The following is a 17,590-nucleotide window of genomic DNA, read 5'->3' on the forward strand; positions in this document are numbered from 1 at the left end:
GTACGCCGGGCGCATGACCACGCGGACGCACAGGCACATCACTCGCGGACACGCGGGCACATGACTCGCGGACACTCGGAGGTGCGGGACCGGATCGAGCGGGCCGCCCGGGACGCCTTCGGCTGGTCGAGCCTGCGCCCGGAGCAGATCGAGGCGATCGACCGGCTCGTCGCGGGCGACGACGTGCTGGTCGTGCTTCCGACCGGAGCCGGGAAGTCGGCCGTCTACCAGGTGGCGACGCTGCTGCGGGACGGGCCGACCGTGGTCGTGTCCCCACTGATCGCCCTGCAGCACGACCAGGTGCTGGTGCTGGACGACAGCGCGGCCCCCGACGCGGTCGAGGTGAACTCGGCCCAGCGGGCGGGCGCGGCGGCCGACGCGTGGGCCGCGGTCGAGTCCGGCCGGGCCGCGTACGTGTTCCTCGCCCCCGAGCAGCTGGTCAGCGACGAGACGGTCGAGCGGGTCGCCGCGGCGCGGCCGGGGCTGGTCGTGGTGGACGAGGCGCACTGCGTGTCCGACTGGGGCCACGACTTCCGGCCCGACTACCGGGCGCTGGCCGGGGTGATCCGGCGGCTGGGCAGGCCCCCGGTGGCGGCGCTGACCGCGACGGCGTCCGAGCCGGTCCGCCGCGACATCGTGGAGCGGCTGGGCCTGCGCGACCCCGCGGTCCTGGTCACCGGGTTCGACCGGCCCAACCTGTGGCTGGCCGCGCGCGGGTTCGGCGCGGCGGCGGACCGCGCGGACGCGGTGGTCGAGCACGTGCGCGCGGCGGAGGCGCCGGGGCTGCTGTACGTCCCGACGCGCAAGGCCGCGCACGAGTACGCCGACCGGCTCACCGCGGCCGGTTTGTCCGCCGCGGCGTTCCACGCCGGGATGAAGGCGGCCGACAAACGGGCCGTGCACGAGGGTTTCCTCGACGGGGACGTCGCGGTCGTCGTGGCGACCTCGGCGTTCGGGATGGGCATCGACAAGCCCGACGTGCGGTCGGTGACGCACGCGGCCTGCACCGACTCGCTGGACTCCTACTACCAGCAGATCGGGCGCGCGGGCCGCGACGGCGGGCCCGCGGCCGCGACCCTGTTCCACCGGCCGGAAGACCTGTCCCTGCAACGGTTCCTGAGCGTGCGCGGCATCGATGAGCAGGCCGCCCGCGCGGTGGCCGACCTGCTCGGCTCCGGTCCGCGCACGGCGGCCGAGGTGGCGGCGGAGACGGGGTGCTCGCGCCGGAAGGCCACCAGCCTGCTCAACCTGTTCGACCAGGCTGGGGTTTGCGCGGCCGACGGCGATGGCGTGCGGCTGACCGCCGATGCCGACCGGGCGCACGCGGCCGTGGTCGACCTGGCCCGGCGGCAGCGCGAGTTCGGGAACACCCGGCTGGCGATGATGCGCGAGTACGCCGAGACCCGCGACTGCCGCAGGCGGCTGCTGCTGGGCTACTTCGGCGATGTCAACGCGGACCCGTGCGGGCACTGCGACCGCTGCGCCGAGGGCGCGGCCACCCCGGCGGCCGCGGTGGCCGAGTCCGCCGGGGGCATCCCGCCGAACACCCGGGTCGAGCACACCGAGTGGGGCGCAGGCGTGGTGCTCGACGCCCGGCCGGACCGGGTGACCGTCCTGTTCGACCAGCACGGGTACCGCACGCTGTCCCTTGCCGCTGTCGAGGAAAACGACCTGCTGCGCACCGTCGACGCCGAGCCGGGTCAGCGCGGGGTGCCGCCGTAGCGGGCCAGGACGGCGGCGCGCAGGTCCTGGTCGGAGCGCGGCACCGGCTCGATGAAGACCTCGCTGACGTCGCCGTTGAGCTCCCGCAACTCGCCCGCGAGCCGGACGCACACCCGTTCCAGGTCGCCCGCGGTGAGCGTGTCGTCGAAGTCGACGCGGGCGCAGACGAGGACGCTGTCCGCGCCGATCAGCATCGTCTGCAGGTCGACCAGCGCGTCCACCTCCGGCGCGCCGGACAGGGTGTCGCGGATGGCGTAGACCAGGTCCGGGGCGGCCTGCCTGCCGATCAGCAGGCCCGCGTTGACCCGGCCGAGCATGAACGCGACCCCGGCCAGCAGCATCCCGATCGCGATGGAGGCCAGCCCGTCCCACAACGACGACCCGGTGAGCTGGTGCAGCCCGACCCCGGCGAAGGCGAGCAGCACCCCGCACAGCGCGGCGGAGTCCTCGAAGAGCACCGTGGTCGATGTCGGGTCGTCGCCGTGGCGGACCTGGGCGCGAAAGCGCCGGTCCTGCTCGGCGGCCTCGTGGCGGGTCTGCCGCACGGCTTGGGACAGCGACACCGACTCGAGGGTGAACGCCACCGCGAGCACCACGTACGCCACGACCGGCGAGGTCTGGTCGACCGCCTCGCCGAACACGGTCGTGACCCCCTGGTAGAAGGCGAACATCGAGCCCGAGGCAAAGATCGATACCGCGGCGAGCAGCGACCAGAAGTACCGCGCCTTGCCGTAGCCGAACGGGTGGGTGCGGTCGGCAGGCCGCCGGGACGACCGCAGCGCGGTCAGCAGGAAGATCTCGGTGAGCGTGTCGGCGACCGAGTGCGCCGCCTCAGACAGCATCGCCCCGGACCCGGTGATCAGGCCCGCGACGAGTTTGAGCACGGCGATCAGCAGGTTGACCGAGCCCGCGAGCAGCACGGTCAGCAGGCTCTCACCGCTGCCGCCCTCGCCGTCCCGCGCCACCGGCCGATCGTAAGGACATTCGCGCCCGCCCGCCTCATGGCCGCCGTCGCGAGTAGACGCACCGTCAACGAAGTGTGCACCGGGCGTCAACGACAACCGGGGACCTGGTCGGTACCGTGAGGACCGCATCAGCACCCGCAGGAAAGGCAGAAAACGATCAACCGCACACGTATCGCGCTCCTGGCGGTCCTCGGCGCGGCGACGCTGGCCGTTTCCGCTTGCGGCGAGGGGGAAACCGCGCAGCCGCCGACCTCGACGGGCGCAGCCGCCACGAGCACGGCCGAGACCACCACCGCCGCCAGCACCACCGCGGGCGACGACGCCCCGGCAAGCGACGCCCCGGCGGCCAACGCCCAGACGACCCCGCCCGGCACGAAGCTCAAGGTCGGCGAACGGGCCGTCGTCGCGCACAAGTCCGGCAAGAAGTCCGGCACCGTCGCGATCACCGTCACGGCCATCGAGAAGGGCGACGAAGCCCAGTTCAAGGCCAAGTTCGGCGACAAGGCCAAGGACATCGTTCCCTACTACATCCGCTTCACCGTCGAGAACGTCGACGGCGGCGACCTGTCGAGCACGTCCGCTCCCTACCTGAGCGCGGTGGACGCGGGCGGCCGCGGCACCGGCGTCGTCATCAGCGGCGAGCTGGACGACTGCGAGCGCGAGAGCGCGCCGCGCGAGTTCTCCAGTGTCGGCGCGAAGTACCAAAGCTGCCGGTTGCAGGGCGGCACGGCGAAAATCGAGGTCGCGGGCGCGGAGTACGACGAGGACAGCTACAAGGACAACCCGATCGTCTGGACCCCGTGACCTCGTCCGGGTGACCGCGCTCGTCCGCGCTCGTCCACGCGCGGTCCTTCTGACACACTCGAAAGACGCCGGTCAGGGGAGTGCGTGTGGACGAGCCAGGTCAGCCGAGACAGCCGAGGCCCCGGCTGGCCGATGTGGTCGCCAACGCCGTCGGCCCGCAGCCCAAGCACGCCATGGGTTATCTGAACCCCGTGGGCGAGAACAGGTTCGGCAGCGACGGGTCCGGCTACATCGCGACGATGAAGCTGTCGACCGCCACCGTGGACGTGGCCGAGTTGGACGAGGGCACCGAGGACATCCTGTCCTACGACCGCTGCGAGACCGCGGACGCGAACATCGGCCAGATCAACATGATCACCGCGTCGTCGTTCTGCGGTCTCAACGGTGCGCTGTGGGGCTACCACTTGGCGCAAGCCGAGGATCTCCGGGCAGCCCCGCTGGCGCACTCAGCCGACCTGTTCACCGCCGAGGAGCTGGCCGGGTTCTCCGACGAGGAACAGCGCCGCGTCAAGGCGGGTTTTCCGGTCTACGACGCGAGTCCGCTGCTGGAAGCCACCGAGCGGCTGTTCGGCCGGGTGGACAAGCGCCACCGGCGGCATCCGCCGCTGCCCGGCGCGCATGTCGTGTGCGCCAACAAGAACAGCACGGTTCGCGGCCCGGCCTACGCGTGGGGCGTGCTGGCCATCGCCATCGCGAAAGACCCGGAGCGGGACAGCAACCTGTTCATCAAGGACTGCGGAAAGTTCACCGCCTACGCCAGCGCGGCGCACCCCGGCGAGGTCGTGCCGACCGCGGACCAGGTGGAGCTGCTGCTGACCGACCACCGCAACGCCGTCGTGAAGAGCATCGCGTTGTGCGGGCAGAACTACGACAGCGTCGAGTACGCCGAGGTGTTCGTCTCGGCCAAGGCCGTCTACGCGGGGCCGACGGAGGTGGCCTGCGCGCTGGCGTGCGCGCCGTACGTCCTGCTCGCCGAGGAGACCGTCCCGACCCGGCACGGCGTGCAACTGCCCCCGGAAGCGCTGCTGGACCTGTCGCTGCGCGAGTGGGAAGACCTGGTGTGGCCGGACCAGGACCTCGTGGTGGAACCCGTGGGGCGCGACGGCGTCCTCGTGGTCGGTCCCGCGAAACTCACCTGACCAGGGCCGCATCCCCCAACGCCGCCATCGCGGCGCGCAGCTGGTCGTCGCGCAGGTAGGGCGCGGGTCCGAAGCGGAGGCAGTCGCCCCGGCTGTCGGTGAGCACGCCGCGCTCGGCCAGCGCCCGCTGGAACTCCGCGGCCCGCGGCGCGCGCAGGGCGAGGAAGCCGCCGAACGCGGCGCGCGGGGAGTCCCGGTCGCGGGCGGCCACCGCCGAGGACAGGTCCAGGGCGTCGAACTCGGCGGCGAGAAGGTCGTTCTGGCGCAGGGAAACCGCGCGCAGCGTCTCCGGGGTGAGGCCGTGCTCGGCGAAGAAGTCGAGGACGCGGGCGGCGCGGTAGTGGCTGGTCGGGTCGTACGTCGCGCCCGCGAACCGGGCCGCGCCGGGGCCGTAGGCGACGCGCGCGGGGTCGTCCCGGTCGGCGAGGGCGGCGAACTCGGCGAACCAGCCGGTCACCACCGGACGCGCCGCGTGCGCGTGCGGGGGCACGCGCAGGAAGCAGTTGCCCTCGCCGAGCTGGAGGTACTTGTACCCGCCGCCGACGATCCAGGCGGTGGACAATCCCATGGCGGGCAAGGAGAACGGGACGACGCCCAGCGCGTGGTAGACGTCCACCAGCAGTTCCACGCCGTGCCTGCCGCACACCGGCGCCAGCGCGCCGAGGTCGGGCACGATCCTGGCGTCGGCGAACAACACCGACGACACCAGGACCGCAGCGACGCGACTGTCCACTTGGGACGCCAGGCGCTCGGCCAGGGTGCGCGCCGGACGCGCCGGGACGCGCACGACCTCGACGCCCGCTTCCGTGAGCCTGCCGAGCTGCCTGCGCAGGGTGTGGAACTCGCCGTCGGTCGTGACCAGCCGGGGCCGCCCGCGAAGGTCCACGGCGGACAGGAAGCGGATGACGAGTTCGTGCGTGCTCGCGCCGAGCGCGACCACGCCGCCCGGGTCGCCGAGAAGCGCGGCGAACCCGGCCCGCACCCGGTCCGCCTTGGCGAAGGCGCGCTCCCACTTGGCGTCCACCGCGTCCGCGGCGTCGGAGAACGCCTCGACGTGGCCCGCCAGCGCCACGTCCGGCCACGCCTGGTGCGAGTGCCCGGTGAGCAGCAGCCGCTCGGCGACCCGGAACCGACTGTAGTGCGGCGCGAGCTCTTCCGGCCTCACAGCTCGCTCCGCACGGCCCACAGGTCGGGGAACGCGGGCGCGAACAGGGTGCCGCGCAGGTACTCCGCGCCCGGCGAGCCGCCGGTGCCCGGTTTCGCGCCGATGGTCCGCTCGACCATCTTCACGTGCCGGTACCGCCACTCCTGCACGCCCTCGTCCAGGTCGACCAAGTGCTCGGCGACCGAGGCAGGGCCCGCGTCGTCGGCGTAGACCGCCAGCAGGACCCGGTGCAGCGCGGGCGAGGGAACCACGGGCGCGGACACGTCCCGCTCCAGGGACTCGGCGGGCACGGCGTAGCCGTGGGCGGCGAGATAGGCCAGGAACGAGTCGTAGAGCGAGGGCCGGGCCATGGCCTCGGCGATCCGGGCGCGCTGCGCGCCGCCCTCGGCGTACGGCGCGAGCGCGCGCTCGTCCCGGCGGCCGAGCACCGCCTCCAGCTCCCGGAACTGGGCGGACTGGAACCCGCTGGCCGCGTCGAGCCGTGCCCGGAAGCCGGTGAACTGGCGCGGGGTCATCGTCTCCAGCACGTCGATCTGCGCCACGATCACCTTCAGGATCGTCAGCACCCGGCGCAGCGTGCGCACGGCGTGCGCGGTGTCGCCGTCGGCGAGCACGGCCTGCAGCCGCGCCAACTCGTGCAGCAACTGCTTGAACCACAGCTCGTAGACTTGGTGGACGACGATGAACAGCATCTCGTCGTGCTCGTCGGAGCGGGGCCGCTGCGCGCCCAGCACCTCGTCCAGGGCGAGGTAGGAGGTGTAGGTCAGGGCCGGGGCGGACTCGTCGGCCAGGTCGGTCGAGTCGGTCGAGTCGGTCAGGTCGGTCACGGTGCCGTCGCTTCCGTCTGGGTCGGCTCCGCCGGGGTCTCCTGCGCGGAGCTAGGTCCATCGAACAACGCCCCGGCCGCGCGCGGCCACCCGAGCAGCCGCCGAGAACCGTCTCCGGAACCTCTTTGGTCGGACTGTCGGTGCTCCTTGAGATCATGGGCCCATGACCGACGACGCGTTCTGGCACCTGATCGGCCGAGCGGTGGAGCAGCCGGGCGACCGTGACGAGCGAGCCGACTGGCTCACCGAGGAGCTGACGCGCCTTCCGGTGGCCCAGATAGTCGACTTCGCGCGCAAGCTCTCCGCGGTCCGCCTGCGGGCGGACACCTGGGCGATGTGGGCGGCGGCCAACGTCGTCTACCGCGGCTCGTGCTCCGACGACAGCTTCTGGTACTTCCAGCTCTGGCTGCTCACCCTCGGCCGCGCCGAGTTCGACCGCGTCGTCGCCGACCCGGACACCCTCGCCGACGTCCCCGCCGTGCGCTCGCTGGCCGCGCGCCCGATGCGCGAGTGGGCGGACCAGGACTGGCCGGAGTGGGAGAGCCTGGACTACGCCGCGCACGAGGCGCACCAGGAGGTCACCGGGCAGGAGTGCGGGCTGGAGCAGCTGCTCGACCTGCCGCAGTGCCCGGAGCCCGCTGGCCCGCCGCTGGACCCGGCCGAGCACCCCGCCGCGCTGCCCCGGCTCACGGCGCTGTTCGCGCCCGCTCCCATGGAGCTGACCGGCCTGCCCTGAATCGCCCGCCAGGCCGATCAGATCCGCCCGTCGACCGCCTCCGCGAGAGCGCCCGCCGCGCCGAGTCCCAGCCGCCCAGGGCACCGCGCATTTCGCTGGAAGGAAAACAGGGTCCGGCTTGTTACCGTGGTGTGGTGAACGTCGAGGTGACCCCGCTGCCGGGGATCGGAACACGCCAGGACTTCGTGTCGCGGTCGGGGCGGCGGATCGGGGTGATCACCCATCGGGACGGGCACGTCGACCTGATCGTGTCCAAGCAGGAGGATCCGGACGCCTGCGTGGCGTCGATTCCGCTCTCCGCGGAGGAATCCGGGGCGCTGGCCAACCTGCTCGGGGCGCCGCACCTGGTGGCGCAGCTGGCGGAGCAGCACCGGGAGGTGACCGGCGTGACGACCCGGCAGCTTCCGCTCGCGCCCGGCTCCCCCTATGCCGGGCGGACTCTGGGCGACACGGCGCTGCGCACCCGCACGGCGGTGTCGGTGGTGGCGGTGGTGCGCGCCGGGATTGTGCACCCGTCACCGCGACCGGATTTCCTCTTGGCCGGGGGCGACATCTTGGTCACGGTCGGCACGGCGGAGGGCCTCACGGCGGCCGTCGACGTGCTCGAGCGCGGCTGAACCTCGACGCCGGACCACCGTAGGAAAGCGGATACTTGCACAACACTGCCATCTCTCTCATCGAACTGGGAGCGGTCTTCTTCGGCCTCGGCCTGCTCGGGCGGCTCGCCTGGCGGATCGGCATCTCCCCGATCCCGCTCTACCTGATCGGCGGGCTCGCCTTCGGCTCGGGCGGGCTGATCCCGCTCGAAGGCATCGAGGGGTTCACCGCGATCGCGGGCGAGATCGGCGTCGTGCTGCTGCTCCTGCTGCTGGGCCTGGAGTACTCCGCGGCCGAACTCGTCACCGGCCTGCGCCGGTCGTGGCTGGCGGGCCTGCTCGACCTGGTGCTCAACGCGGTCCCCGGCGCGGCCGTCGCGCTGATGCTGGGCTGGGGCCCGGTCGGGGCGCTGGCCATGGCCGGGGTCACCTACATCTCCTCGTCGGGCATCGTCGCCAAGGTGCTCGGCGACCTGGGCAGGCTCGGCAACCGGGAGACCCCGGTCGTGCTCTCGATCCTGGTGTTCGAGGACCTGGCGATGGCGGTGTACCTGCCGATCCTCACCGCCCTGCTGGCTGGCGCGACCCTGCTGGGCGGCCTGACCACGGTGGGCGTCTCGCTGATCGCGATCACCGTCGTGCTGGTGGTGGCGCTGAAGTTCGGCCGGTTCGTCTCGATGGCGGTGGACAGCCCCGAGCCCGAGGTGTTCCTGCTGCGCGTGCTCGGCGCGGCCCTGCTGGTCGCGGGCATCGCCTCGCAGCTGCAAGTGTCGGCGGCGGTGGGCGCGTTCCTGCTCGGCATCGCGATCTCGGGCTCGACAGCCGAGAACGCGACCAAGCTGCTTGAGCCCCTGCGCGACCTGTTCGCGGCCATGTTCTTCGTGGTGTTCGGCCTCAACACCGACCCGAGGACCATTCCCCCGGTCCTGGCCTTCGCCGTCGCCCTTGCCGTCGTCACCACCCTGACCAAGGTCGCCACCGGCTGGTTCGCCGCCCGGCAGCAGGGCATCGCGCGGATGGGCCGGGTCCGCGCGGGCGCGGCTCTGGTCGCCCGCGGCGAGTTCTCCATCGTCATCGCGGGGCTGGCGGTCAGCGCGGGCGCGGTGGACGACCAACTCGCCGCCCTCGCCACCGCCTACGTCCTGCTGATGGCCATCCTCGGGCCGGTCGCCGCCCGGGTGGTCGAGCCGGTGGCACTGGCCGTGCGGCGCAGACTCCAACCCGCCCCGGCGACCTGACGGCTGTCAGCACCCGAGGGCGGCGCAGGCGGCGTCCACCGCCGGTCCGCGCAGCTCGTCGATGGGCACGTGCGGGAAGTGGACGGTGCAGTCCTGCAGGCCGCCGATCGCCACGACCGCGCGGGCGGACTGGGCCAGCGTGCGGTCCGGGCCGTAGAGCAGGGTCGCCATCCGTTCGCGCCAGGTCAGGACCAGCTCGATCAAGCCGAGTTCGGTGAGGATGGTCGGCTCGGCGAGCACGAACATGATCTCTTCGCGGTGCCGGTAGTGGAAGTCGAAGTAGCCCTCCAGCACGGTACGCGGCGCCACCCGCTCCCCCGCCTCCAGGCGGGACAGGAAAGCGTCGCCGCCCTCGATCAGCGGCTGCACGATGCTGCGGACCAGCTCCTCGCGTGAGGAGAAGTGGTAGTAGAGCGCGGGTTTGGTGATGCCCAGGCGGTCGGCGATCTCCCGCAGGCTGGTCTTCTGCACGCCCTTCTCCGCGAAGAGCTCGCGGGCGACCTCTTGGATGCGCTGTTTGGTCTGCTGGGACGGCTTGGACACCGACCCAGGATAACTGACTTAACGGTAGGTAAGCTGTCAGGTAGGATTTACCTATCGGTAAGTAAGGGGGACTCATGCGAATTCTGATCTCGGGCGCCAGCATCGCCGGACCGGTGCTGGCGTACTGGCTGACCAAGCACGGCTTCAGCGTCACGGTGGTCGAGCGGGCGCCGACCCCGCGCAAGACCGGCGGCCACGCCGTCGACCTGTTCCGGCCCGCCATGGACATCTCGGAGAGGATGGGGGTGCTGCCGCGGATCGAGGCGATGGCCACCGGCACCGACCGGATGACCCTGATCCGGCCGGGCGAGACGCGGCCGGTGACGCTGAACCTGGCCAAGGTGTTCAACGCCGCGTCGGACCGGCACGTCGAGATCATGCGCGACGACCTGAGCGAGATCTACCACGACGCCACCCGCGACGACGTCGAGTACGTCTTCGGCGACTCGATCACCGCCATCGCCGAGGACGGCGATGGCTGCGAGGTGAGCTTCGAGCGCGGCGGCCCGCGCCGGTTCGACCTCGTCATCGGCGCCGACGGGCTGCACTCGAACGTGCGGCGCATCGTCTTCGGCGAGGAGTCCCGGTTCAGCTCGTTCATCGGCGCGTACCTGGCCGTGTTCTCCCGCCCGAACGACCTGGGCCTCGACGGCGAGATGCGCAACCACGCCGACGTCGGCCGGATGGCCGGGCTCTACGGCGCCCGGCACAGCGACGACGCGCGGGTGGTCTGCCTCTTCCGCACCGACCGCCCGCTCGACTACCACTACCGGGACGTGCCGAGGCAGAAGGACCTGCTGCGCGCGGCGTTCGCCGGGATGCACGACGAGGTCGACCACTGGCTGGCCGACCTCGACTCCACCTCGGCGTTCTACTTCGACTCGATCACCCAGCTGCGCATGGACACCTGGTCCCGCGGTCGGGTGACGCTGGTGGGCGACGCCGGGTATTGCCCGGGGCCCGCGGTCGGCGGCAGCACCAGCCTCGCGGTCTATGGCGCCTACGTGCTGGCGGGCGAGCTTGCCGACGCGGACGGCGACCACGAGCGGGCCTTCGCCGCGTACGAGCGCGAACTGGCCGAACCGGTGCGCGCCGCCCGCGAGTTCGCGCTCACCGCGGCCAAGAGCATCATCCCGACCTCGCGCCGGGGCCTGTGGACCCTGGTCAACGGCGCGCGGCTGGTCTCGGCGCTGCCCGCGGGCGCGGGCCGCGTCCTGACCCGGCTCGGCTCCCCCGGGCTGCGCGCCCAGGACTCGCTGCCGGTCAGGGACTACCCGGCGAAGACCCGCCACTAGCCGCCCGACCGACAGCGCTGCCCGAACTCACCGCGCTCACAACCGAGAGCGCTGCCACCGACCGCTACAACCGACAGCCGCGGCGATGAACCGCTGCTACAAACCCACCGCGGAGTAGAGAGCGCCGACCTCAGGCCGGTTCAGCGCGCGGATCGACCCTGGCCGCTGGTTGCCCAGCCGGACCTCGCCGATCTGGGTGCGGACCAGCTTGAGGACGGGGTGGCCCACCTCTTCGAGCAGGCGGCGCACGATGTGCTTGCGGCCCTCGTGCAGCACGACCTCGACCAGGGCCTTGCCCGCGTAGTTGTCGACCAGCTTGAACGAGTCGACCCGGGCGGGGCCGTCGTCGAGCAGGACGCCTTCGCGCAGCGTGCGGCCGACGTCGCGGCCGACCGGGCCGGGCACCTCGGCGAGGTAGGTCTTGAACACCTCGAACGACGGGTGCATCAGCCGGTGGGCCAGGTCGCCGTCGTTGGTGAGCAGCAGCAGGCCCTCGCTGTCGGCGTCGAGGCGGCCGACGTGGAAGAGGCGGTCCACGCGGTCGCGCAGGTAGTCCCCGACGCAGGGCCGACCCCGGTCGTCGGTCATGGTGCTGTGCACCCCGCGCGGCTTGTTCAGCGCCAGGTAGAGCCGGTCGTCGCGGACCACCACCCGCACGCCGTCGACATGGATCACCGCGTTCTCGGGATCGACCCGCCTGCCCTGCTCGCGCACGATCTCACCGTCGACGCTCACCCGGCCTTGATCGATCAGATCCTCGGCGGCCCGCCGCGAGGCCACTCCCGCGCTGGAGAGCACCTTCTGCAGCCGGACGCCTTCCGGGCTATCAGACATCGTCAATCGCATCCACTTCTGGCAACAGCGGAGCGATCGGGGGCAGATCCTCCAGCGAGGACAGCCCCAACCGCTCCAGGAACAACTCGGTGGTCCGGTACAGGATCCCACCGGTTTCGGAATCGGTGCCGGTCTCTTCGATCAGACCGCGCACGACGAGGGTACGGATGACGCCGTCGACGTTCACACCCCGCACCGCCGCGACCCGCGCGCGGGTCACCGGCTGGCGGTAGGCGATGACCGCGAGGGTCTCCAGCGCCGCCCTGGTGAGCTTCGCCCGCTGCCCGTCGAGCAACAGCTTCTCGACAACCGGCGCGTACCGGTCCCGAGTGTAGAACCGCCAGCCCGCGCCCACGCGCCGCAGGTCGATCCCGCTGCCCTGCTCGGTGTAGCGGGCCGAGAGCCGCCGCAGCGCCGTGCGCACCCGGGCGACGCCCTGGTCGACGGCGGTGGCCAGCACCTCGTCCTCGGCAGGCGCGTCCACGACGAGCAGCACGGCCTCCAGCGCCGCGTCGAGCGCGGCGTCCTCGGTCAGATCGGGGAAGGCGGCCTTGGCCGCGACCAGGTCCTCGGGCTCGTCCTCCTCCGGCGGCGCGGCACCCGAAGGAACCTGATCCGCGACCTCGGCGGGGTCGGACTCACCCGCTTCTGGCTCGGCGGGGCTGGTGTCGCCCGCGGCGGGTTCGGCGGCGGTGTCGGCCACGGAAGCGGCGTCGGCCGGGGACGCGGGCGGCTCTTCGAGGGGTTCGTCCGCTGCGGTGGCCGCGTCGGTCCGCTCGGTCATCCGTAGTCCTCTTCCTCGGTGGCGATCGGGACGGCGGCGGCTTCCTCCACACTGCCGCCGGTCCACTCGACGAACAGCTCGCCCAGCGGGTCGGACTGTTCGAACAGGACAGTGGCCTCCCGGTAGAGCTCCAGCAGCGCGAGGAACCTGGCCACGATATCGATGGTGTGCTCGCAGTCGGCGACCAGTTCGGCGAAGCTCGCCCGGCCCGCCTCGGCCAGCTTCACCCGCAGCAGCGCCGCCGTCTCGCGGACCGACACCTTGCCCAGGTGCAGGTGGTCCAGCGACACCGACGGCGGCGGCTTCGGCCGGAAGACCGCGGTGGCGATGGCCGCGAAGCGCGCGGCGTCCACGCCCAGCATGACCTCGGGCATCAGGTCCTGGAAGCGGTCCTCCAAGGCCACCGAGCGGGGGTAGCGGCGCAGCGCGCCCGCCTCAAGCTCGCTGAACAGCGCGGCGACCTGCTTGTACGCCCGGTACTGCAACAGGCGCGCGAAGAGCAGGTCCTTGGCCTCCAGCAGCGCCAGGTCCTCCTCGTCCTCGACGTCGCCCGCTGGCAGCAGCCGGGCCGCCTTGAGGTCGAGCAGGGTCGCGGCGACGACCAGGAACTCGGTGGTCTCGTCCAGGTTCCAGTCGTCGCCCAGCGCCCGGATGTGGGCGATGAAGTCGTCGGTGACCCGGTGCAGGGCGACCTCGGTGACGTCCATCTGGTGCTGGGAGATCAACTGGAGCAGCAGGTCGAACGGGCCCTCGAAGTTCGACAGCTTGACGGTGAACCTGCCGTTGGGGACGGCGGGCGGGTCGGCCACCGCGGTCACTTTCCGGTGCCCTGGCGCAGCCGCCGGACCAGCACCGAGTCCTCGCCGTGCTCATCGAGGTCGGCCAGCACGACCGCGACGGCCTCGCGCACGACCCGGCCGCGGTCCACCGCGAGGCCGTGGGTCGCGCGCAGCGCGAGGCGGGCGTGCTCCAGGGCGAGCAGTTCCTCGTCGGAGACGTAGACGGTGATCTTCGACGTGTGCTTCTGCCGGGGCGTCGGACGCACCGGCGGGCGGGGGGCCTGCTCGGCCGGGGTGGCCGGGTCGAACCAGTCGGCCTGCTCGGGCGGGTTCGCCGGGGTGCTCTGGTACAGCTCGGCCGCGCCGGGGAGCGAGATCCTCCGGGTCACCGGGCGATCACCTCGCGGGCGAGTTGCCGGTAGGCCTTCGCGCCTGCGGAGCGCGGCGCCCAGGTGGTGATCGGCTCCCCGGCGACAGTGGTCTCCGGGAACCGGACCGTGCGGTTGATGACCGTGTCGAACACGGTCTCCCCGAATGCCTCCACCACGCGCGCCATGACCTCGCGCGAGTGCAGGGTGCGCGGGTCGAACATGGTGGCGAGGATGCCGGTGATGTCCAGCTTCGGGTTGAGCCGTTCGCGGACCTTCTCGATGGTGTCGATGAGCAGCGCCACTCCACGCAGGCTGAAGAACTCGCACTCCAGCGGGATCAGGACCCCGTCGGCGGCGGCGAGCGCGTTGACGGTGAGCAGGCCGAGCGAGGGCTGGCAGTCGACCAGGATGTAGTCGTAGTCGTCGAACACCGGCCGGATCGTGCGCAGCAGCGAGTGCTCGCGGCCGACCTCGCTGACCAGCTGCACCTCGGCGGCGGACAGGTCGATGTTGCTCGGCAGCAGGTCCATGTTCTCCACGGTCGTGCGGAGCACGACGTCGTGGATGCCGACGGACCGCTCGATGAGCACGTTGTAGATGGTGCGGTCGAGCTGGTGGGCGGGGATGCCCAGGCCGACCGACAGCGCGCCCTGCGGGTCGAAGTCGACCAGCAGCACGCGCCTGCCGAACTCGGTCAGCGCGGCGCCCAGGTTGATCGTGGAGGTCGTCTTGCCCACCCCGCCCTTCTGGTTGCAGATCGCCAGGACCTGCGCCGGGCCGTGGTGGTCGAGCAGCGCGGGCTCGGGAATGTGCCGCAGTGGTCTTCCGGTCGGCCCCACCCCGTTGCCTGCGCCCTCGTCGTGTCCGTCGTCGTCGGCGTCGGTGGCGGCCCGGGGCGCGATGCTCAACTCCACCGCACCGCCGCGCAGCTGCTCCGACTGCGGAAGTGTCGACATGGCGATCTAGCTCCTTGTCGCCTCGCGATCCTGACTACCGCAGAGTAAAGGGGCGGGTTCCCGCTACCAACGCGGCTCGCCGACGATTCACCGCGGGGTTGTCAAGACCTCCGCCGAGACACTTCTCAGCTGTTCACCCGCTCCACGGCGCCCAGAATCGAGTCGAGCAGCCCGGGGAAGCGCCGGTCGAGATCGGCGCGACGGACTGAGAGCCACCGCTGGTTGCCGTCGCGGCGGGTGTGCGTCACCCCCGCCTCGCGCAGGACCCGCAGATGCTGCGACAGCGTCGACTTGGCCACCGACACGGCCAGGTTCCCGCAGGACATCTCCCCCGCGTCGGACAGCTGGGTGATCACGGCCAGCCGGGTCGGGTCGCTGAACGCGTGCAGCACCTCGGGCAGGACCAGCCGCTCGACCTCGGGTTCGTCCAGTTCGCCCATCGCGCACCTCCGGCAGCAAACATTAGGCGAGTGCGGGCCGTAACGGCAGGGGTTCGTCAGTCGGCCGGGTAACGCCCACCCAGGCCAGCGTCTCGACACCGGCAGCGGTGCGCACCGTCAGCGTGGGCGGCCGGAAGAGCGTCGTAGAGCCGGTGGGCGCGGGGCATGATCGAAAAACTCTCTAGCCGGTCGCCCGCGGATGGGACGTCGCGTACACCTCGCGCAGCGTGGTGACCGTCACCAGCGTGTAGATCTGGGTGGTCGTCACCGACGCGTGCCCGAGCAGCTCCTGCACGACCCGCACGTCCGCGCCGCCCTCCAGCAGGTGCGTCGCGAACGAGTGCCGCAGCGTGTGCGGGGAGACCGGGGCGGTGATCCCGGCCTGCTCCGCGGCGGCCTTGAGCGCGGTCCACGCGCTCTGCCGCGACAGCCTGCCGCCGCGCAGGTTGAGGAACACCGCGGGCGTCCCCCGGCCGCGGGTCGCGAGCGCGGGCCGCGCGCGGACCAGGTAGGCGTCAACCGCGTCGAGGGCGGGCTGGCCGATCGGGACCAGGCGCTGCTTGCCGCCCTTTCCGTCGAGCAGGACAGTGCGCTCGACGGCGTCTATGTCGTCCAAGTCCAGGCCGACCGCCTCGGAGATGCGGGCCCCGGTCGAGTAGAGGACTTCCAGCAGCGCGCGGTCGCGCAGCATCCCGGGGCCCTCGCCGACCGAGGTGTCCAGCAGGCGCAGCACGTCGTCCACCGGGAGCGCCTTGGGCAGCCTGCGCGGCGGGGTCGGCGGCTTGACCGCGCGGGCCACGTCGTGCGGGGTCAGCCCCTCCCGCACGGCGAACCGGTGCAGCCCGCGCACGGCGACCAGGGCGCGGGCCGCGGACGCCGCCGCCAGCGGCGGGTGCTCTGCGTCGCCTTCGCGCAGCACGGCGAGGAACGCCGCGACGTGCCGCTCGCCCACCTCGGCGAGGTCGGCGATCCCCTCGGCGGCCAGGTGGTCGAGGTAGCGGCGCAGGTCGCGGGTGTACCCGTCGAGGGTGTTGGGGGCGGTGCCGCGCTCGACGGCCAGATGGTCGAGATAGGTCCGCAGCACGGCTGCGACGGGCTGGCTCCCGAGGTCGGCCACGCCCGCGAGCGTAGCCGCGACGCCGACGAGGACAACCGGGGCACGCGGATGAAACCGACGATCCGTGCGCCGCGTCTGACGTATCGTGACGACCGTGAGCGAACCCGCGGGGCCCGACTCGGTGCGCATCGGCACCGCCGAGCGGGAGGACGCCATCCGCGTGCTCGGCGAGCACTTCGCCGCGGGCAGGCTCGGCGTGGCCGAGTACGAGCAGCGGGTCGGCCTCGCCGTCGATGCGGTCAACCGCGGCGACCTGCGCCCGCTGTTCGCCGACCTCCCCGCGCCCTACCCACCGTTCATGGCCCCGCCGGTGTGGCCCGCCCCGCCGCCCCCGGTCACGCCGCACTACCCGGCCTATGCGCCGGTGCGGCCGTATCCGTCGGCGCCGCAACAGTGGGGCGAGTACTCCGACAAGTCGAAGGTCGTCGCCGGGCTGTTGCAGATCCTGGTGCCCTTCGGCGCGGGCCGCTTCTACACCGGCCACACCGGAATCGCCGTCGCCCAACTGCTGACCTGCGGCGGGTTCGGCCTGTGGTGCCTCATCGACGGGATCATCCTGCTGGTCAACGGCGGCACCGACGGCTACGGCAGGCGCCTGCGCGACTGAGCCGGGCCGAGCGGACCGGCGCCGCTCAGTCCTGGCGGGCGGAGAACGCGGTCGGTTTGCCCGGCCAGGGCGCGTCCTCGGCGCGGGCGGGCGCGGCCCCGGAGTCGACCGCGTAGGCGGCGAGCACGCCCGCCACCGCGGCGGCGTTGACGATCTCGCCCGCCAGCACCATCCGCACCGCTTCCCCCAGCGGGACGCGGCGGGCGGTCAGGTCGGCCTCTTCCTCCCCCATCTCCTCGCGGTCCACAGTGGACAACCCGGTGGCGAGATAGACGCGCACGGCCTCGTCGGTGAACCCCGGCGACACCGCCACGTCGGTCAGCACCGACCAGTCGCTCGCGGCGAGGCCGACCTCCTCGGCGAGCTCGCGCTTGGCCGCGGCCAGCGGGTCCTCCCCGGCGTGGTCGATCAGCCCGGCGGGCAGCTCCCACAGCCGCTGCCCCACCGGGTGGCGGTACTGCCGGATCAGCACCACGTTGCCCTCGTCGTCCAGCGCGGCGATCCCCACCGCGCCAAGGTGCTCCACGACCTCGCGCCGCGCGGTCGAGCCGCCCGGCATCCGCACCTCGTCCAGCCGCAGCGCGAGGATCTTGCCCACGTGGATGTCGCGGCTGGACACCAGGTCGAACACGTGCCGGGCGCTGTCGTCCATCTCGGTGGCGCCGACGTTCA

The 17,590-nt window shown here is 72.3% G+C and carries 21 protein-coding genes; 8 read left to right on the forward strand and 13 right to left on the reverse strand.

The annotated features are described in order from the left end of the window. The first annotated feature begins 60 nt into the window (after window positions 1-60). Window positions 61-1,722: a RecQ family ATP-dependent DNA helicase gene (locus BLS56_RS26410; protein ID WP_091456228.1), complete on the forward strand. Its 1,662-nt coding sequence runs from the start codon at window positions 61-63 to the stop codon at window positions 1,720-1,722. On the opposite strand, the gene BLS56_RS26415 is transcribed toward BLS56_RS26410, so the two are convergent. Next, a complete protein-coding gene (locus BLS56_RS26415; protein WP_228771954.1) occupies window positions 1,701-2,687 on the reverse strand; it encodes a cation diffusion facilitator family transporter in 987 nt (328 codons plus the stop codon). The genes BLS56_RS26410 and BLS56_RS26415 overlap by 22 nt on opposite strands. 128 nt (window positions 2,688-2,815) lie before the next feature. After that, window positions 2,816-3,202 (reverse strand): hypothetical protein, encoded by a 387-nt coding sequence (locus BLS56_RS32590; protein WP_228771955.1) that lies wholly within the window; start codon window positions 3,200-3,202, stop codon window positions 2,816-2,818. Window positions 3,203-3,284: 82 nt separating this feature from the next. Between BLS56_RS32590 and BLS56_RS32595 the strand changes: the two genes are divergently transcribed. Both BLS56_RS32595 and BLS56_RS26425 read left to right on the forward strand, forming a co-directional pair. Continuing rightward, on the forward strand, window positions 3,285-3,491 hold the full coding sequence (locus tag BLS56_RS32595; RefSeq protein ID WP_228771956.1) for a hypothetical protein: 207 nt from the start codon (window positions 3,285-3,287) through the stop codon (window positions 3,489-3,491). Window positions 3,492-3,577: 86 nt separating this feature from the next. Next, on the forward strand, window positions 3,578-4,630 hold the full coding sequence (locus BLS56_RS26425; RefSeq protein ID WP_139191011.1) for a histidine decarboxylase, pyruvoyl type: 1,053 nt from the start codon (window positions 3,578-3,580) through the stop codon (window positions 4,628-4,630). On the opposite strand, the gene BLS56_RS26430 is transcribed toward BLS56_RS26425, so the two are convergent. Beyond that, window positions 4,623-5,795 (reverse strand): kynureninase/PvdN C-terminal domain-containing protein, encoded by a 1,173-nt coding sequence (locus BLS56_RS26430; RefSeq protein WP_091456234.1) that lies wholly within the window; start codon window positions 5,793-5,795, stop codon window positions 4,623-4,625. The genes BLS56_RS26425 and BLS56_RS26430 overlap by 8 nt on opposite strands. Then, on the reverse strand, window positions 5,792-6,622 hold the full coding sequence (locus BLS56_RS26435) for a tryptophan 2,3-dioxygenase (protein ID WP_228771957.1): 831 nt from the start codon (window positions 6,620-6,622) through the stop codon (window positions 5,792-5,794). Before BLS56_RS26435 ends, BLS56_RS26430 begins: the two co-directional genes overlap by 4 nt. Window positions 6,623-6,785: 163 nt before the next feature. On the opposite strand from BLS56_RS26435, the gene BLS56_RS26440 reads away from it, so the two are divergent. The 3 genes from BLS56_RS26440 to BLS56_RS26450 all read left to right on the forward strand — a co-directional run bounded on the left by BLS56_RS26440 (window position 6,786) and on the right by BLS56_RS26450 (window position 9,192). Beyond that, window positions 6,786-7,358: a DUF4240 domain-containing protein gene (locus tag BLS56_RS26440; protein ID WP_091456237.1), complete on the forward strand. Its 573-nt coding sequence runs from the start codon at window positions 6,786-6,788 to the stop codon at window positions 7,356-7,358. Window positions 7,359-7,492: 134 nt separating this feature from the next. Continuing rightward, window positions 7,493-7,975, forward strand: a complete 483-nt coding sequence (locus tag BLS56_RS26445; RefSeq protein ID WP_091456308.1) for a cation:proton antiporter regulatory subunit — start codon at window positions 7,493-7,495, stop codon at window positions 7,973-7,975. Window positions 7,976-8,010: 35 nt separating this feature from the next. Next, on the forward strand, window positions 8,011-9,192 hold the full coding sequence (locus BLS56_RS26450; protein WP_091456240.1) for a cation:proton antiporter: 1,182 nt from the start codon (window positions 8,011-8,013) through the stop codon (window positions 9,190-9,192). A 6-nt stretch (window positions 9,193-9,198) separates the two neighbouring features. On the opposite strand, the gene BLS56_RS26455 is transcribed toward BLS56_RS26450, so the two are convergent. Further along, a complete protein-coding gene (locus BLS56_RS26455) occupies window positions 9,199-9,735 on the reverse strand; it encodes a TetR/AcrR family transcriptional regulator (protein ID WP_091456243.1) in 537 nt (178 codons plus the stop codon). Between the two features lie 74 nt (window positions 9,736-9,809). Between BLS56_RS26455 and BLS56_RS26460 the strand changes: the two genes are divergently transcribed. Further along, a complete protein-coding gene (locus BLS56_RS26460) occupies window positions 9,810-11,030 on the forward strand; it encodes an FAD-dependent monooxygenase (protein WP_091456245.1) in 1,221 nt (406 codons plus the stop codon). A gap of 96 nt (window positions 11,031-11,126) precedes the next feature. Here the strand turns inward: BLS56_RS26460 and BLS56_RS26465 are convergent, their stop codons facing one another. The 7 genes from BLS56_RS26465 to xerD all read right to left on the reverse strand — a co-directional run bounded on the left by BLS56_RS26465 (window position 11,127) and on the right by xerD (window position 16,311). Further along, window positions 11,127-11,864, reverse strand: a complete 738-nt coding sequence (locus tag BLS56_RS26465) for a pseudouridine synthase (protein ID WP_091456247.1) — start codon at window positions 11,862-11,864, stop codon at window positions 11,127-11,129. Then, entirely contained in the window at window positions 11,857-12,648 is a 792-nt protein-coding gene (gene scpB / locus BLS56_RS26470) for an SMC-Scp complex subunit ScpB (protein WP_091456249.1), read from the reverse strand. Before scpB ends, BLS56_RS26465 begins: the two co-directional genes overlap by 8 nt. Continuing rightward, entirely contained in the window at window positions 12,645-13,466 is an 822-nt protein-coding gene (locus BLS56_RS26475) for a segregation and condensation protein A (RefSeq protein ID WP_091456252.1), read from the reverse strand. The genes scpB and BLS56_RS26475 overlap by 4 nt, the downstream gene beginning before the upstream one ends. Next, window positions 13,463-13,816 (reverse strand): hypothetical protein, encoded by a 354-nt coding sequence (locus BLS56_RS26480; RefSeq protein WP_091456255.1) that lies wholly within the window; start codon window positions 13,814-13,816, stop codon window positions 13,463-13,465. Before BLS56_RS26480 ends, BLS56_RS26475 begins: the two co-directional genes overlap by 4 nt. Beyond that, window positions 13,813-14,754: a ParA family protein gene (locus BLS56_RS26485; protein ID WP_091456257.1), complete on the reverse strand. Its 942-nt coding sequence runs from the start codon at window positions 14,752-14,754 to the stop codon at window positions 13,813-13,815. The genes BLS56_RS26480 and BLS56_RS26485 overlap by 4 nt, the downstream gene beginning before the upstream one ends. Before the next feature lie 125 nt (window positions 14,755-14,879). Next, a complete protein-coding gene (locus BLS56_RS26490; RefSeq protein ID WP_091456260.1) occupies window positions 14,880-15,194 on the reverse strand; it encodes an ArsR/SmtB family transcription factor in 315 nt (104 codons plus the stop codon). 181 nt (window positions 15,195-15,375) lie between these two features. Further along, complete coding sequence (gene xerD, locus BLS56_RS26495) at window positions 15,376-16,311, reverse strand: site-specific tyrosine recombinase XerD (RefSeq protein ID WP_228771958.1); 936 nt, start codon at window positions 16,309-16,311, stop codon at window positions 15,376-15,378. A 94-nt stretch (window positions 16,312-16,405) separates the two neighbouring features. Here xerD and BLS56_RS26500 point away from each other — a divergent pair, with 94 nt between their 5' ends. Then, complete coding sequence (locus tag BLS56_RS26500) at window positions 16,406-16,918, forward strand: DUF1707 domain-containing protein (RefSeq protein WP_091456310.1); 513 nt, start codon at window positions 16,406-16,408, stop codon at window positions 16,916-16,918. Window positions 16,919-16,943: 25 nt separating this feature from the next. Here BLS56_RS26500 and BLS56_RS26505 read toward each other — a convergent pair whose 3' ends face one another. Next, window positions 16,944-17,570, reverse strand: coding sequence for an NUDIX domain-containing protein (locus BLS56_RS26505; RefSeq protein ID WP_091456313.1), 627 nt, complete (start codon window positions 17,568-17,570; stop codon window positions 16,944-16,946). Window positions 17,571-17,590 lie beyond the last annotated feature (20 nt).

Source organism: Actinokineospora iranica (assembly GCF_900101685.1).
Taxonomy (GTDB): domain Bacteria; phylum Actinomycetota; class Actinomycetes; order Mycobacteriales; family Pseudonocardiaceae; genus Actinokineospora; species Actinokineospora iranica.